15 protein-coding genes and 2 pseudogenes are annotated in these 16,843 nt (G+C 33.4%); 8 read left to right on the forward strand and 9 right to left on the reverse strand.

All coding sequences use genetic code 11. The features are described from left to right. Window positions 1–438 (forward strand): hypothetical protein (locus tag WKI77_RS05105; RefSeq protein ID WP_337860749.1); only part of this gene is annotated, 438 nt, incomplete at its 5' end. Here the strand turns inward: WKI77_RS05105 and WKI77_RS05110 are convergent. Next, window positions 435–710 (reverse strand): hypothetical protein, encoded by a 276-nt coding sequence (locus WKI77_RS05110; RefSeq protein ID WP_337860750.1) that lies wholly within the window; start codon window positions 708–710, stop codon window positions 435–437. The two genes, WKI77_RS05105 and WKI77_RS05110, sit on opposite strands and share 4 nt — an antisense overlap. Window positions 711–833: 123 nt before the next feature. Here WKI77_RS05110 and WKI77_RS05115 point away from each other — a divergent pair, with 123 nt between their 5' ends. Both WKI77_RS05115 and WKI77_RS05120 read left to right on the forward strand, forming a co-directional pair. Beyond that, a complete protein-coding gene (locus WKI77_RS05115; RefSeq protein WP_337860751.1) occupies window positions 834–3,113 on the forward strand; it encodes a DNA topoisomerase I in 2,280 nt (759 codons plus the stop codon). Continuing rightward, window positions 3,091–3,951 (forward strand): presenilin family intramembrane aspartyl protease PSH, encoded by an 861-nt coding sequence (locus tag WKI77_RS05120; RefSeq protein WP_337860752.1) that lies wholly within the window; start codon window positions 3,091–3,093, stop codon window positions 3,949–3,951. The genes WKI77_RS05115 and WKI77_RS05120 overlap by 23 nt, the downstream gene beginning before the upstream one ends. Here WKI77_RS05120 and purH read toward each other — a convergent pair. Further along, entirely contained in the window at window positions 3,948–5,450 is a 1,503-nt protein-coding gene (gene purH / locus WKI77_RS05125; RefSeq protein ID WP_337860753.1) for a bifunctional phosphoribosylaminoimidazolecarboxamide formyltransferase/IMP cyclohydrolase, read from the reverse strand. The two genes, WKI77_RS05120 and purH, sit on opposite strands and share 4 nt — an antisense overlap. Window positions 5,451–5,751: 301 nt before the next feature. Next, window positions 5,752–6,208: pseudogene (locus WKI77_RS05130) on the reverse strand (recombinase family protein); the annotation flags it as partial. Window positions 6,209–6,297: 89 nt separating this feature from the next. Here WKI77_RS05130 and WKI77_RS05135 point away from each other — a divergent pair. The 3 genes from WKI77_RS05135 (at window position 6,298) to WKI77_RS05145 (ending at window position 8,590) form a co-directional block, all read left to right on the forward strand. Further along, complete coding sequence (locus tag WKI77_RS05135; protein ID WP_337860754.1) at window positions 6,298–6,690, forward strand: hypothetical protein; 393 nt, start codon at window positions 6,298–6,300, stop codon at window positions 6,688–6,690. An 85-nt stretch (window positions 6,691–6,775) separates the two neighbouring features. Beyond that, window positions 6,776–7,228, forward strand: coding sequence for a DUF5680 domain-containing protein (locus WKI77_RS05140; protein WP_337860755.1), 453 nt, complete (start codon window positions 6,776–6,778; stop codon window positions 7,226–7,228). A gap of 147 nt (window positions 7,229–7,375) precedes the next feature. Continuing rightward, on the forward strand, window positions 7,376–8,590 hold the full coding sequence (locus WKI77_RS05145) for a methionine adenosyltransferase (protein ID WP_337860756.1): 1,215 nt from the start codon (window positions 7,376–7,378) through the stop codon (window positions 8,588–8,590). 2 nt (window positions 8,591–8,592) lie between these two features. Here WKI77_RS05145 and rimI read toward each other — a convergent pair whose 3' ends face one another. From rimI to WKI77_RS05170, 5 genes are all read right to left on the reverse strand, one after another. Next, complete coding sequence (gene rimI, locus WKI77_RS05150; RefSeq protein ID WP_337860757.1) at window positions 8,593–9,051, reverse strand: ribosomal protein S18-alanine N-acetyltransferase; 459 nt, start codon at window positions 9,049–9,051, stop codon at window positions 8,593–8,595. Window positions 9,052–9,090: 39 nt separating this feature from the next. Continuing rightward, entirely contained in the window at window positions 9,091–9,492 is a 402-nt protein-coding gene (locus WKI77_RS05155) for a DUF1634 domain-containing protein (protein WP_337860758.1), read from the reverse strand. Then, a complete protein-coding gene (locus WKI77_RS05160) occupies window positions 9,479–10,468 on the reverse strand; it encodes a sulfite exporter TauE/SafE family protein (protein WP_337860759.1) in 990 nt (329 codons plus the stop codon). Before WKI77_RS05160 ends, WKI77_RS05155 begins: the two co-directional genes overlap by 14 nt. Before the next feature lie 124 nt (window positions 10,469–10,592). Beyond that, window positions 10,593–11,786: an MFS transporter gene (locus tag WKI77_RS05165; RefSeq protein WP_337860760.1), complete on the reverse strand. Its 1,194-nt coding sequence runs from the start codon at window positions 11,784–11,786 to the stop codon at window positions 10,593–10,595. 740 nt (window positions 11,787–12,526) lie between these two features. Then, window positions 12,527–13,672, reverse strand: coding sequence for a cytochrome P450 (locus WKI77_RS05170; RefSeq protein ID WP_337860761.1), 1,146 nt, complete (start codon window positions 13,670–13,672; stop codon window positions 12,527–12,529). Between the two features lie 106 nt (window positions 13,673–13,778). Between WKI77_RS05170 and WKI77_RS05175 the strand changes: the two genes are divergently transcribed. Both WKI77_RS05175 and WKI77_RS05180 read left to right on the forward strand, forming a co-directional pair. Beyond that, the gene (locus WKI77_RS05175; protein ID WP_337860762.1) at window positions 13,779–14,555 is read left to right on the forward strand and encodes a GtrA family protein; all 777 of its coding nucleotides are present in this window, start codon (window positions 13,779–13,781) and stop codon (window positions 14,553–14,555) included. A gap of 1 nt (window position 14,556) precedes the next feature. Beyond that, window positions 14,557–16,407 (forward strand): hypothetical protein, encoded by a 1,851-nt coding sequence (locus WKI77_RS05180; protein WP_337860763.1) that lies wholly within the window; start codon window positions 14,557–14,559, stop codon window positions 16,405–16,407. Here WKI77_RS05180 and WKI77_RS05185 read toward each other — a convergent pair. Beyond that, window positions 16,337–16,843, reverse strand: a pseudogene (locus WKI77_RS05185) (porphobilinogen synthase); the annotation flags it as partial. The gene WKI77_RS05180 and the pseudogene WKI77_RS05185 overlap by 71 nt on opposite strands.

Genomic DNA, 16,843 nt, shown 5'->3' on the forward strand with positions numbered 1-16,843 from the left:
CAAATCATAGAGCTTTTAAATATTAACTGGCAATTTGGAAATATAATGGCCGGCAAAATAATGGTTTCCGGAACAGTATTTCTTGATGGAAATAAACTTGAAAATGCGATTATATTTATCCATGTAAAAGGTTATAGCCGTGCGAGAGTAACTCATATAGATATAGAAGATCCTGCATTAAAAAAGATAATATTGCCCAGGCATAGTGATTATCCAGAAATAGACTGGAATTCCAGTGATGTATCAATACCGGTAAAAGGCCATGAACTTACAATAATAAGCAATACGCTTGGAAATTTAATAAAGCTGAAAGGGAATATATATGTTGGGGGAAAGGGAAAAGGTATATTTTTAGGTCTTCATAAAGAACAGATAAAAAATGTTGAGGAATATGCCACAGAACTGGGCATACCTCCAAAAAAACATCAAAAAGTTTAGAATAATCCTTTCTTGAATTTCTGATCTACTTCCATTGCCTGTATATCCCATGTTGGCTTTAATGATTTTGCTGTTTCCATTAGATGGTCAAGGGAATCAACATTCCATTTGCACACAGCTGAATTTTCTTTTTCTCCAAGAAACAGTTCTTCAAGCTTTAAGCCTGCAGGCAATTTCTTTGTTTTTGCCATGTCCATAACCGTTGTTGCAAATTTCATTACAGCATCTTTCTGGTCGTCTTTCCATTTATGTATTACTATTACTTCTACCATATCTAAATGTAATAGAATGGAGTATTTAAGCATTCCTTAAATAATATTTTGCAACTTATTTAATTGTTTTATCATAATAATTAAAAATCTTTATTTAGTATTGTTAATTATTAGTAGATTGCTTTGGTACTTAATTTAATTATAGCGGAAAAAATGGATGCAGGGCGGAGAATATCATATATTCTTTCGGATAAAACTTCAAAACAAAAAAAGGCAAAAAATATCAGTTATATAGAATTTGAAAGAAATAATGAGAAAAATATTATGGTTTCCCTAAGTGGACACATTCTTGGAGCTGATTTTCCTGAAGAATTCAAAGACTGGGTAAAATCAGATCTGGATAAACTTATAGATTCGGAAATAATTTATAAAGTAACCAATCAGAGAGCTTATTCTGCACTTAAATCATTTTCTGGAATTGATAATATAATAATAGCAACGGATTATGATCGTGAGGGAGAACTAATAGGTGTCGAAGCCCTTAAATTTATAGAACCGGGTTATACGAACATCAGGCGTGCAAAATTCAGTGCACTTACAAATTCAGAGGTAAAGGATGCCTTTGACAATCTGCTGGATGTTAATTATGGCCTTGCTGATTCTGCAAAATCCAGAGAAGAAATAGACCTTCTCTGGGGTGCAGTGCTCACAAGATTTTTCTCAGTTACCAGCAACCGCTTATGGAAGGATTTCATCTCTGTTGGCAGAGTGCAGACACCTACACTTGCAATTATAGTTAACAGGGAAGAGGAAATAACAAATTTTATTCCTGAAAAGTATTTTGTTATAACTGTTATATTTCATAAAGGAATTGATTTTACTGGAGTATATGAAGAAAATATAAAAGATGAAAATGAGGCAAATAAAATATATAACGCAATAAATGGAAATAATGGAATCGTAAAATCATACAAAAAGGAGAAAAAGGATGTATATAAGCCGGCACCATTCAGCACAACCGAGTTTTTGCGTGAAGCCTCAAGAATTGGTGTTACACCATCAAACGCAATGAAGATAGCAGAAAAACTTTATATGAGTGGGCTTATCAGTTATCCCAGAACTGATAATACTGTTTACCAGCGTTCAATACCATTAAAAAGCATAGTCCAGAAATTTGAAAAAACGGAATTTGATGTAGAAGCAAAGATGGTGCTTGGCCAGGACAAAATTTATCCTTCAAGAGGCAAAATTGAAACAACAGATCATCCACCAATATATCCTGTTTCATATCCTAAAAAAGTCTTAACCGGAGCATATAAAAATGTATATGAACTTATAGTAAGGAGATTTCTGGCAACATTATACAAAAATGCTGTAATTGCAAAATCAGAAGCAGATATAGACATAAATGGTTACAATTTTAAATCATCCGGAGAAAAAATTATAGACAATGGATGGTTTGATATTTACAAATACAGGAAATTAAGGGAATCAGAACTTCCTGAACTTATTATAGGGGAAACAGTAAAAGGGAAAAAGTGGGATATGGAAGAAAAATACACAGAGCCACCAAAAAGATATGATGTTGCATCCTTATTAAAACTCATGGAATCACTTAATCTTGGCACAAAAAGCACAAGGCATGATATAATTCAGAAGCTCAACGACCGTAATTTCGCAACAGGGAACCCATTAAAACCTACTCCACTGGGTATAGGCTTTATAAAATCAATAACATCTATAGATTCTGGTATTGCAAAGCCTGATATGACGGCAGAGCTGGAAAAGGAAATGGATAAAATAGCAGAGAACCAGAAAACACTGGTGGATGTGGTAAATGAATCAAGAACAATGCTGCATAGCGCCCTGAAAAGCTTTAGGGGAAATAAAGAAGAAATAAAAGAAACAATAACATCATATGCAAATAAAGGCGATGTTATAGGAAAATGCCCTCTGGATGGCGGAGATTTATCACTGATTAAATACCGAAACTTTTATAAGTTCAAGTGCTCAAATGAGAATTGCAAAATTAATTTTAATTTAAATGCTACAGGATTAATACAGTTGACGGATAAGAAATGCGATATTTGTTCTTTGCCCATTATTAAAATTATAAGAAAAGGCCAATCTCCGGAATATAGATGCATTGATCCTGATTGCGAATACAACAAAAATAAACTTTCCGTAGGGAAATGCCCTTCCGACGGTGGTGATCTTGTAATAAGGCAATCCAGATATGGAAAACGCTTCCTTGGATGCTCAAATTACCCGAAATGTACAGTCACATACCCACTGCCCCAGAAGGGATTAATAAATTCTACCGGTGAAAAATGCCCCTATTGCGGTGCACCATTAATGATTTTAATTAATGGAAAAAGAAAATGGAAGTTCTGCCCAAATATGAAATGCGAATACAATAAAAAGGATAAGGTTGAGAAAAGTGGGGAAGAGAATAAACAGTGAATTTTTCGGCATTATCCTATTCATAATTTCAACAGCGTTTGCACTTTTTCTGGCATTTAATCTTTACCAGGTTCCGGGCTTTGCTGAGGAATCAAATGGAATTTCATTCATGTTTGTTGTTTATTATATAATTATTATCGTGGTATTCACAGTAATTGCCCTTTACTTAATTAAAAGGCACGCAAATATAATGAAGGCAATATTTATTGCCCTGGTTCTTTATATGATTTTCCTGGTTTCATCCATTGTGGCTGGAATAGTTGCAGTCAATCTGCCTGAATATTATGCTATTATTGCTATTATTACCGGGTTTTTTGCATACATGCTTATTTTTAGAAATGAATGGTACATCACGGATGCTGCTGGACTGATAATGATTTCCGGTGCTAGCAGTATACTTGGAATACTTTTAAGGCCTGATATTGCAATAACTCTGTTAATTGTATTCGCTTTATATGATTATATAGCAGTTTATAAAACAAAGCACATGGTCACACTTGCAAAAGCCGCAGTAGACAATCAGTATCCTTTAATGTTTACGCTCCCATCGGAAAGAAATACAAAAATTAAGGATATGACTTTTGAAAATCGTGGTGAACATTCCGTAATAATGCTCGGCTTCGGCGATATGGCAATACCGGAAATATTAATTGTTTCATCTGCTATATATTATCCACTGCATATTATACTGTTTGCAGGCCTTACACTTGCAGGTGCAATAGCCGCACTAATATTTTTATTCTTTTTCAATAACGGCAAGCCTGCACCGGGCCTTCCATATATCAATACTGGTGTAATTGCAGGCTTTCTGATTGCACTGGTAGTGCTTATGATTTAATGGAGAAATACCCTTTTGCCTGTAAAGTAGAGCGGTATTTTGTATTCATTGCATCTTTTTATTACATCATCATCCCTTATAGATCCGCCAGGCTGAATTATTGCATCTATTCCATTTTTGTAACATTCTATTACAGAATCATCAAACGGTATGAATGCATCGGATGCAAGTACTGATCCTTTTACGTTTTCTCCTCCCCTTTCTATTGCTATTTTCAATGATTCTATCCTTGATGTCTGCCCTGCCCCTATGCCAACTGTGGTTCTGTTCTTTGCAAGTACCATTGCATTGCTTTTTGTATGCGCAACAACCTTCCATGCAAATTCCAAATCCTTTAATTTTGCATCTGAAGCTTCTGTGCTGGACTTCAGCTCCAGGTTTTCATACCGGTAATTAAGTTTTGACTGCATTAAAATTCCTCCTGAAATGGACGCAACTGCCTTCTCAGGATCTTTTTCCATTGAGCATTTAATAATTCTCAAATTCTTTTTCTTTTTTAAAAGTTTCAGTGCGTCTGAATCAAATTCTGGAGCTATTAATACTTCAATAAACTTATTTTTCATTTCCATTGCTGTATCCATGTCAAGTTTCCTGTTGAGCGCAACGACAAACCCATAGGCCGATTCACTATCTGCATTATATGAATTTATAAAAGCATCCTTTAAAGTATCCGCACTGGATATGCCTGAAGGGCTTCTGTGTTTTATTATTACTGAAGTTATATCATCGAAATCCTGAACTGTTTCTAAAGCCGCATTTGCATCTAATATATTGTTATATGAAAGTTCTTTTCCATTTAACTGTATTCCATTCGGTATACCGTATTTTTCATCAGTTTTGAACATATATGCTTCCTGATCAGGATTTTCACCATATCTTAAATCCGACCTTCCATATCCATAAATAAAAAGTTCTTCTGGCTGTGATCCATTGAGTTTATGGTAAAGCCTGTTATATATCTGTATATCATAATTAGCAGAACGTGAGAAAGCCCTTAATCCAAGAATTTCCCTTGTTTTTATGTCTATTTCCCCATTTTCCTTTAATGCATCTTTTACCATTTCATAGTCATCAGGATTTGAAAGAACGGCAACGTTTTTATAATTCTTTGCTGCAGCTCTTATTAACGATAAACCACCAATATCAATATTTTCTATCATTTTCTGCAAATCATTAGTTTTGGATGCTTCAACAAATGGATAAAGATTGCATATTACCATATCAAAATCCTTATAATTATATTTTTTAAGCTGTTCATTGCTTTCTGTATCCCTCTTCGAAAGTATTCCTGAAAATATAGCTGGATGCAGTGTTTTAACCCTTCCCCCAAGAAGGTCATCAAATCCTGTAAGCAAAGAAGAGTTATTTGCTTTTATATTATTTTCTTTAAGATACTTTACTGTACCCTCTGTTCCATAAATTTCATCAATATAATTGCTTATTGAATTTAAAAAATCCACCAGGCCAGCCTTGTCATAAACACTTATGAGAATTCTCATACCACCTTATTAAAAAATATCTTAAATATTTATTGTAAAATTAGGAAGTATAAATTAAAAGGTTAATGTATTAATATTTTTATTATCTCTTTATAATCCGTCAAGGTTATGAAATTTGTTAATTATATTAACAAACTTCCCGGGTGCAACCCAACACCCCTATCCCGTCCTCTAATGATTCCGGATTACTTTTCTTATCATGTTGTATGCAGTATTGGCATCTGCATTAATTATTATTCCTTTAGATGTTCTGAATAAGCCTCTTGATATTCTCTTTCCTGCATAGTTATCATGATACTCTATTGCCAACTTCAGAGATTACAATTATTTCAGTCCTGTATTTTTTGAATATATAGTTTATTAATCCAAGTTCACTTCTGCTTAAACGGTCTTTATATGTTACAGTAACTTTTTCTATCTTGTTCTCCATTATCTGATCAAGCGTTTAAAAGCCATTTCTCTTCTCAAATGATATTCCAGAAGCAATTATATTGCATTAATAGTATAACCATTCATGAAGTACCACTGCTTCATCTGATCTATCTAATTTTGCAGATCTGTTTTCTGTTTAGGTGATGATACACGTGCATAAAAAACAGTTTTCCTTTTTATATCCTTGTTGGGTATTTTATAGAAATCTTCATCGTTATAATTGTATCTCTTATTGGGCATGACAGTATAACAAATCCTGCTTTAGCACAGGCATGAAGAGTCTTTCTGAATATCTGCAACAGGTTCAGGACTTTGTCGGCTTTCATGATTAATGGCATACGTGTTAATAGTATATAGGGTATCACTATAATTGATTATATAAAAGAGCTTTTATACCTATTTATAATGAAATGCCATGGAAATATTCAAAAAAGAGAGGACAATGGAAACAACAAGAAACTTAAATGATATAACAAAAGATTTTTCAGAGTATTTAACTAACAATAAATGGAGAGTGCAGAGCAACGTAGAAGGAGATAAAGCCATACTGCAGGCACAAAAATTCGGATTTTTAAGGGGGCTGGTAGCAGCGGATAGGGCACTTACGTTCGTATTCACATCCGATGGGTCTCAGCTAAAGGTACAGGTTGGCGTAGGCAAATTGATTGGAGACATTGCAGTTACTGCAATAGAGGTTATACTTCTTTCAGAAATATTTATCATTGTTGATGTGCCAGAAATCGCATGGTCGGATCACGTTGAAACTGAACTCCTGGGCGAACTTTCAAATATTGCAAATGGGGAATAATCCCCTATTTTTAAAACTCTAAATATATTGCATAATATATTCTGCGGTGACCAATATTTATTTGCCTGTTAATTATCCACAATGCATGGAGAGCGAAAGAATTCCAGAATTCATGGTAGAGGCGAAAACAAAGGCATATGCATCAGGAAATGCATATTCTGATGGTAATGGTGGCAGCAAGGAATTTATGTTTACGTCCGGGAATTTAAAGTATACTGATAGATATGTTGGCTCTATTTTCTTTGCTGGCCAGGAAACCTTATTTGAGAGCAACATACCTGTATGGTCTATGGTTTACTATGGGGGCATGCTGGATGACAGCTGCGAGCCAGATGAGGTATACAATTTTCTCAGGACTGCATTGCGTAATATACCTTTAGATCTTCCATTGAGAGGGAGCAAATATTTCCATAGCAATAAATTTGTTTATAAGAATGAAGCGGAAGGTGATTTATCTCATTTTATTGGTTACGAATCAATTGAAAATACAGAAGATATAATTTATGAACTTCATTATTCCGGTGGTTCCATAGAATAAACCTATTTTCATTGCTATTTACATAATTTCATAATTCATATACTGTTTTATTATGAATTAAATGATTCCCGGTAATAATTATCAAGAGTCAGTAATTTCTATATTCCGCAGACAAAAGGTTTAAAAACATCTATCTATGTTAGGCTTATGGAGTCACAATTAAAAATTGAAAGAAATATCCAGGTAGAGGCAATAAAGCAAAGCCCTACAGTTAGCAGAGACGTTGAAATTGTGGAGAGAAAGGGAATCGGCCATCCGGACAGTGTTGCTGATGGCATTGCTGAATCGGTTAGCAGAGCTTTAAGCAAATATTATATAAAACAATACGGAAGAATACTTCACCATAATACAGACCAGGTGGAAGTTGTTGGCGGGCAGGCAGACCCAAAGTTCAAAGGTGGAAATGTTCTTGAACCCACATACATATTATTGAGCGGGCGTGCAACTGCATCTGTAGGTGATGAAAGAATACCTGTAAAATCTCTGGCAATAAAATCTGCAAAGGATTATTTAAGAGAACATTTCCCTGATCTTGACATAGATTCAGATGTAATGATAGATTCAAGAATAGGAAACGGTTCAGTTGATCTCAGAGGATTGTATGACACAAAAAAATTCAAGGCTAATGACACATCATTTGGTGTTGGCTTCGCTCCTTTTACCGATACAGAAACACTTGTAAAACTCACAGAAAAATATATCAATGGAGAATTGAAGAAATCCCTGCCTGGAATAGGATACGATATAAAGGTTATGGGTTTCAGGAAAGGGAAAACAATAAATCTGACAGTAGCAGCAGCATATGTTGATAAATATGTAAAAGACCCTACCGAGTATTTTTCAATAAAGGATGAACTGGTAAGCAAAATTAAAGATAATGCCGTTAAATACACAGATAACGATGTACAGGTATACGTTAATACAGGAGATATTAAATCCGACAGCGTTTATTATTTAACAGTAACAGGGCTATCAATGGAAAACGGCGATGATGGATCTGTAGGAAGGGGAAACAGGGTAAATGGAATTATAACTCCATACAGGCCAATGAGCATGGAAGCCGCAGCCGGTAAAAATCCTGTAACGCATGTAGGTAAACTTTACAATGTATTATCAAATCAGATAGCTGATCAGGTTGTAAAAGAAGAAGGCGGGGACATAAAAGAAGTTCTTGTAAGAATAGTTTCTCAGATAGGAAGCCCTGTTGATGAACCACATGTAGCTTCTCTGCAACTAATATACGATGACAACGTGGATCCATCTAAGCATAAAAATAATATAAAAGCTATAGCTAATGACAGGCTCGCGCATATGGATCAGCTAACACAGATGTTCGTCGATGGAAAAGCGGAAGTCTTCTAATTTTATATAATTTTCCACATTAAATATGCATCGGAGAGATCCGAGTAATAATTTTTTAGCGTTGAAATAATTGAAAAACCATTTCTTTTATAAAATTTTATAGCATTTTCATTGTCTGTTCTAACTTCAAGCCTTACAGTTGAAAGCCCCGCACCGATCATAACATTCAGTTCCTGGGTAAGAAGCATTTTACCTATGCCAGAAGCCCTCAGTTCCTTTTTTACTGCAAACAATAATATTCTGCCTTCAGTTCCAGAATATTTTGAGCCTATGATAAAGCCCGCAGTACTGTCAAAATTATCGTACACAAGAAAAGCAGCTGGCCATGATCTATACAGGTCAAGTATAAGCGATTTTGTATAATATTCCGAAAGGGAACATTTTATAATTTCCATTATTGATTCGCTATCTCTTATTTCGAATCCCCTGACATAACCAAAAAATGCATTGCCTGCAGCCATTTAACTTCACATTAATATAAAATATTATAACCTTTCCAATTAAATTATAAGTCTCGGCACCACCAGCATTGCAAAAAATAGATTGAAAAGGACAATTGAAGCCATTCCAACATATAAATAGTTCTTATCTTCAAAAAATGAAAGCCATCCAATAAATACAACTGTAATTGGAGTAAATATTAATACCCATAGTCCAACTGTAATGAAGTAGAGGCCATCTAAAGCTGAAAGCCCGGAGAAGATTTGATTTAAAGATACAGATTTCGAATCTATTCCATGTGACAGAGCATAATGATAACTTGACATCTGTGAAAGCGTATAGCCGTCACCGCCATTTTTTGCAAACAATATTATAACTCCAACTATAAGAAATGAAACACTAATAATTACGCCACTTTTAAGAAAATAACTTATAATTATTTCATCATCATGATTTTTCATGGTTATCCCTCCATTCTTTCCTCTTAGAATTATAGTACAAAACTAATATTAAAACTATTGATATTATTATTGAAATAAAGAATTGGATCATCAACGAAAATGTAATTATAAAATTTATCATGTGAAGCCCTTTAAACACCATGTCAAATCCTAGAAATGATAGTATTGCAAAAAATATCCATCTGATATTTTCATTTGAAATCCTTACAAGAACTTTTGCCCCAAAGAATGCACCTATTAAAACTCCTATGGCTGTGGCTGCGGCAATGAAAAGGTTGATATACCCTTCGTACCAGTAAATTGAGCTTCCAGTTGCTGCGGTAATTCCAATCATAAAGTTGCTTGAAGTTGTTGTAACTTTCATTGGAAGATTCATTGCCCAGTCCATTCCAAGTACCTTCAATGCACCGGAACCTATTCCAAGAAGGCCAGACACAAACCCTGCAAAAAACATCACTATTTCACCAAGCCACCATCTCACACCGTGATATTTTATTGTTTTTCGCATTCTTTCGTCGTAGTAAGAACCTGTAAGTTGAAACAATTTTGTACTCCAGTCCGGTTTCATTTCTGGCGGAACTTCCTTTCCAATCTTCTTTATTGTTGGAATTAAAGAAAATAAAAGAACAAGGCCAAATATAACATAAACACTCCAAATTAATGAATGCTTATCGATAAATATCAGTGTCAGGGAACCGATTATTGCACCAGTTGTTGTTGCGATTTCCAGGCCAATTCCTATTTTTATATTTGCTATTTTTTTCTTTGTATATGCACTTGCAGATCCAGCAGATGTAGCTATTGTGGATATAAGGCTTGCCCCTGCAGCAAAAATAAAAGGTATACCATAAAATAATGTTAATACAGGAACAAGAACTGTACCACCGCCTAAACCGGTTAATGAACCAATGAATCCAGCAATAATAGAACCAAATACTATTGCGAGGAATTTCAAAGCTATTAAAAGTAAAGTCATTATACCTTTATTACGTTACAATATTTATTATTTATTAAAGGTATATTATTTTATTTAGGATCAGATTTAACTCTATTTATTTTAATATTATAGCAACAATATGTTTAAATTATAGAAATTTTACTCATATCTTAAAACCATTCTCCGATCTTCTGCCCATTAAATCATCATCTTTCCAGTATTTTTTTACTATTATAATAACCGATATGACAACCGGGATTACCAGAATCGCAAATGCTTTTTCAAATCCTATATAAGGTATTATTGCAGCAAATATTAGGGGTATTATCATGAAAAGTGCCATATTGTAAGAATAATAATAAGAATTCACTGCATTTCTTTCCTCTACTGTTGTTCCTCTTGAAATTTGCACAGTGGCTATTGGAAATATTGACCCATGTGGAATTCCAAGAACCATCATTAGAACTACAAAATCTGTGTAATTAGGAAGGAAAGGGAATAGCAAAAGAGCTATTATGGTAATTCCCGGTGCCATAATTAACGGAATTCTCAGGTTTTTTACCGGCCTTACGCTTAAATACATTCTGGTAAACAGTGAAACAGTAAAAAAGAAAACAAATGGAAGATAAGCCATATAGCTGCTGACATGGAATCTTGTTTCTGCAAAAATTGCCAGGAATACAGTTAATGCAGCAAACGGGACATTATAAGTGGTAATAGTCAGTATGGATGAAATAAAGCCTTTGTTGTGCCAGACATAGGCACCGTGAGATTCTTTCTTATTTTCTGGGAATTCCATAAAAAAAGATGTTACAATGCCAATTATCCCCAGAGGCGCAAATAATAAAAATAGTGATCTGTAACTGACTATGGTTAGAAGATAAGTTTCCAGCGATGGTCCAAAAACCAGGCTAAGGCTCAATCCAACTGCATATATTGCAAGAAGTTTTTCTCTCCCTCTCTGATCCGGATATAACGAAGCAGATGTAATAATATTTGGAAGTATTATGCCATAAGCCATGCCTATGGCAAATGATAAAATAAAAATACTTATTGTTCCAGATATAAAATAAAGAATAAGAAATATGGTAAGTGCAAAATTGGATAATATAAATACCCTTTTTCTAAGTTTAGAATTCATTAATGGATTTAATAATGCTGTGGTGAGGACTGTTCCCAGATAAATAATTGCAGTTACCAGTGCCGTGGCAATGTATGAAAAATGCAGCACATATTTTGAAAATAAAGGTACTGTAGTTACAACCATGTTGTTTGTTGACCTCATTGATATTGCCATGAGTATGAGTATTGTTGAATACAGTATGAATAATTTTTTGCCTGGAATCTGCTTATTCATAGTTGATTAGTTAAGAATGTTATTTATATAATTCTATGCTATAATTTCTAAAAACTTCATATTTTAAAATTTTACACAATTGCAGTTATAGGGAAAACATTAGAATTATTGTGTTTGAATATACACGATAAAAATTAAAATCCCAATTTTCGTAGTTATTAGAAAATATCACGCATTACTTCATATCATCCTATTTAAATGATAGTACAAAATTTCTAATTATTTCCATAATATAATTTTAGAATAATGCAATGCCATTTTAGAAATGGATTTTACAGCAAATAACCTGCACTATGATGAATAATAATGAAAGGAATAAAAGAGCAGAATTAGAAGTGATTATATCTAAAGAAGTTTTAGAATTAAACAAAGAGAAATTTGAGTATATTTTAATAGTTTCATATACGGAAATATAGACAGAGAATTAACAAATCCTATTCTTAATCAGTTCCAAGCAACTCTAATTTTTAAATTTATTAAAGTCATCTCTGCTTCTATCCTGCATGGCAATTTAAATCAATCTTTAACCGTTATTTTTTCAGGCATTATGCAATATCTATATTAAATTTCTAAACCAGATAAATACTTATCAGGCATTTCTCCCAAATTTTACTATTTCTTCCAATTATTTATTTTAATTGGTGAAAGTCAAAAGCATTTATCTGTCATGTTCAGTTCCAGAAACGCAGATAAAGAATTGAAGGTTAAGGAATATAAAAGTACATTTATATCGTCATTTATTAATTGCTGTCTATATTAATATTTAATTTTTTAAATCCGTACATTATATCGCTATCTATTCTATCTTCAGGCACTAGCTTTTCAATACTGTATGACGATATGGCCTTTGAGAATTCCTCGATAGCTATTCTGGTTTCCAGCCTTGCAAGCGGAGCCCCAATGCAAAAATGAATGCCATGCCCAAAGGCGATATGCCTTTTCTCTGTTCTCCATGGCTCAAATCTCTCCCCATCTTTAAATATATCTTCATCTCTGTTTGCTGAGCCAAGATATAAAGCCAGTATATCATTTTTTATTATTTCAACACCGTTTATTTCTGTATTTATTTTGGAATACCTTCTTGTTGACTGTACAGGTGATCTGTATCGTAATGTTTCCTCAATAACCCATTGTATTGAAGAAGGGTAAGACCTTATTCTTTGGTATATATGGGAATTTTCAGCAATTGAGAGTATAGTGTTTGTTATTAGGTTTGTTGTTGTTTCATTTCCTGCTACAAGAAGCAATATGGCGAATCCTGCTATTTCCCTATCATTTAGCTTTCTTCCATCAATTTCTACTCTAGAAAGCCTGGATAAAAGATCGTTTTTTTCTGAATTCCTATCAATTTTTTTATAGAAATAATCTGCCATTTGATAATTTGTTTCAAAATCAGGTCCCCTGCCAAGAGATGTAGCCAGTTTATCCGACCATTCCCTGAAAAGGCCTGAATCAGATTCAGGTACTCCCAGCATTTCTGAGATTACTGTAATTGGCAATTGGTATGATAAAATTGAAACCAGATCACAACTGCCTCTATCTTTTATTTCATTTACCAGTTTTCTGGCTATTTCTCTGATGCGTGGCTCAAACATTTCTATGCTTTTTGGAGTAAATGCATCACTCACAAGATTTCTTAAAGTTGTATGAACAGGTGGGTCAAGCAAAATAATGCTCGGTGTGGTTTTCTCATTGAGCATCTGCGCCATTTCTTCTCCAAGAAGATCTCTGAACTGGGAAGAAAAATTTTGATGATCTGATAAAATTCTTGAAATATCATTGTATTTGAAAATATGAATTATATTTCCTTCTCTAAATACTGGAGAATTTGTTCTCATTTCCTGATACCATGGAAATGGTTCCTCTTTATATGTGGGTACGTGCATGAATTAATATTATTATTTCATATATTAGCTTGCCCATAATAAATTCAATGCCTGATTTTATTATTCAATCAATAAAAATAAAAAGGATTGTAATATCCCTCTTTAGATGATTCAGAAATATTACAACGGTAATCCATCTTATGGCGATGATTTTGACTACATTCTAATATCACACATTAAAGTAAATAAAGAAACTGCGGAAAGTATAATTCGTGATTCGTCCCAAAATAATTATGATCTGGTTCTTCTGTTTGGCAAAGCAGGAATTGTAACATTCACATATTCAATATTAATAAAATTATCACTTTCTGTAAAGAGAGGCAAAATACTCCCGTTTGGAACTATATATTCCAGAAATGCATATAACTATCTCATATCAAAAAATCTGGTCCCAGGTCTGGGAACAAATATGATTCTTGCAAATATCCTTCTTTTAAAAAATCGAAGTTTCCAGTACAAATTAATTAATACCAATTTGGAAACCGGGAAAAATATAAATTTCAAAGATTTCCTTGACCTTACAATAAAAAGGGGAAATATGCTTAGATATTTGCTGGTAGGCATATCCGGAGTAATTGTTAATGAAGTTATACTCCTGATCCTGCATCGCCCTCTTGGAAGTGATTTGAGCATTATACCTGCAATAGAATTATCCATTATTTACAATTTCATTTTGAATAATAAATATACATTTAAAGGAAGAGGCCATTTTTATACCAGGCTTGCTAAATATAATTTATTTAATTTGATTGGCTTTGCTGCCAATCTTGGCGTCTATTACCTGGCACTTTTTTTCAATACAAATATATTTATTGCAGATTTTCTTGGCATACTTGTGGCATTTATAATTACATATACAACAGCAACAATGTTAGTGTGGTAATATGATAGAATCTGAAAGCAAAGAAAAACTTCAGCGAATTATAATGAATGAAGGGGCTACGGTTCTTATTCTTTCTGCTTTTGTGGCATTTGGATTATTCGGTTACCTGAATATTTATGCAATAATTATGGAAACAGTACTTCTTTTATCTGCATTTATTTTGCTTCTCCTATCAAATTTAAATGGAAAATTTAAATTTAATTTTTTATATCTTCAGATTTTTGTATATTCTTCAATGCTGCTGGCTGATATGGCAGTTATACTTATAATACATAACATGGTTTTGAAATTTTTATTAATAATAATTGCAACCATATCTCTATTATTTGCTTCCTATAAATTTTACAAAGACCCAGATTCTTACGATTTTATTAAAAATAGAAAGGTTCCCGTAAGGCTATTATACATTGTTATAGCATCTGCATTTCTTTTAATTGTATCTGTAATAGCTGTGGTGGCTGTATTCGAGCCAACAGATGAATTTCTTATTGATTTGTATTCTGCAATGAAGTTTATGCAGGGAGTAAATCCATATAATCCTGCAACAACTGCCGGTGTATTCATATATTTTAAAAAATTCAATCTTGATCTCAATGTTACTCCTACAATGTATGGCAAAGACATAACGCTTCTTGGATACCCTGCACTGGCATTTATTATATATATACCATATATTTATATTGGTAAATTCGCAAATCTAATAATTTCAATAATTGCCTTTATTCCATTTATTCTTATATATAAAAAATTTTCCGATAAGAAAATAGCACTGTATGCAATGTTTGCTTTGCTGATCAATATAATATTCCTGTACAGCGCAGCTTTCTCCTTAATAGGCCTGGTATGGCTTGTATTTTTGATGGCATCATACTATTTCAGGAAAAATACATTATACTCAGGCATTTTTTTTGGGCTATCGTTATCAGCCAAGCAATTTCCTGCTTTGATTTTTCCTTTCCTGTTCTATATGATTTACCGGGAAAAGGGCATTATTGAGGCTATAAAATGGACTTTGTACGCATTTCTGATTTTCATATTAATAAATGGGTATTTTATTATAAAATCACCAGTTCTTTATTTTAAAGATATACTTTCACCGGAAACAGAAAAGCTTATAGGAATTGGTTTTGGCCCATCTCAGCTGTCGTTCCTGAATTTTGTTCATATTACGCCGGAATTTTTCACAATTCTAATGATACTGTCAATTATACTGTTCTTTGTTATTTATATTAAGCATTATAACACATTAAAATTCTCTCTTTTTGTTTTTCCAATTCTGATTCTTTTATTTAATTACAGGCTTTTAATAACTTATATTACTTTCTGGCCCATTTTATCTCTAATATCAATAGAAGATATAGATTATAAAAGGAAGCTTAAGATAAATAAAAAAGCATTAAAGCGTTATGCAGTTTATGCTGTTGCAATATTAATTGCCATTCTTGTGGTTGGCGCATATTTTGGTTCACACAATGAAGAAAAAGTGAAAATAAATAATATGCAAATCAATACAGTTCATGGCAAAGTGGAAAAAATAATTGTTAGTGTTACCTATACAGGCAATGTTCCAGAAAATATATACTTCAGGGGAATAATAAACGAAACAAATTATAACGGCCTTCTGTTCAATTATTCGGGAAACAAAATCATGCCCGGGACATCAAACATAATTCTTTATCCGGTAAGGGGTGAAACAATCCCTGATAATATTACAATTGATATAATAGCTTACAATGGAACAATACAGGGATCATCCGCTTATACTATTAATGGCTGGAAGGTTAAACCTTACCATGATTTGCTATATAATCCTCCGCAAAATAAGTTATCGCTAAATCAGAGCCTGCCCTGAAAAGGGCAATTAAGGATTCGTTTATCACATCAGGTGAAAGGTAGCCAGACATTACTGCATTTTTTATCATATTGTATTCACCGCTGACCATATAAGTTGCAAGAGGCTTATTATATGCCTTTTTAGCTCTATTAATTATATCCAGGTAAAAAAGGGCCGGTTTTACCATTATTATGTCTGCACCCTCTTTTATATCAAGATTTATTTCCTCCATGGCTTCATTCCCGTTTCTGTAATCCATCTGATAACTTTTTCTATCACCAAACTGTGGAGTTGAATCTGCGGCGTCCCGAAATGGCCCATAAAGGTTTGAGGCAAATTTTGAGCTGTATGCCATTATAAGTGTATTTATATAGCCATTGCTGTCCAGGGCTTTGCGTATTGAACCAATCTGGCCATCCATCATGCCTGATGGGGCAACAATGTCAACTCCAGC

The sequence above is a fragment of the Ferroplasma sp. genome, from assembly GCF_037442045.1.
Classification (GTDB): Archaea; Thermoplasmatota; Thermoplasmata; order Thermoplasmatales; family Thermoplasmataceae; genus Ferroplasma.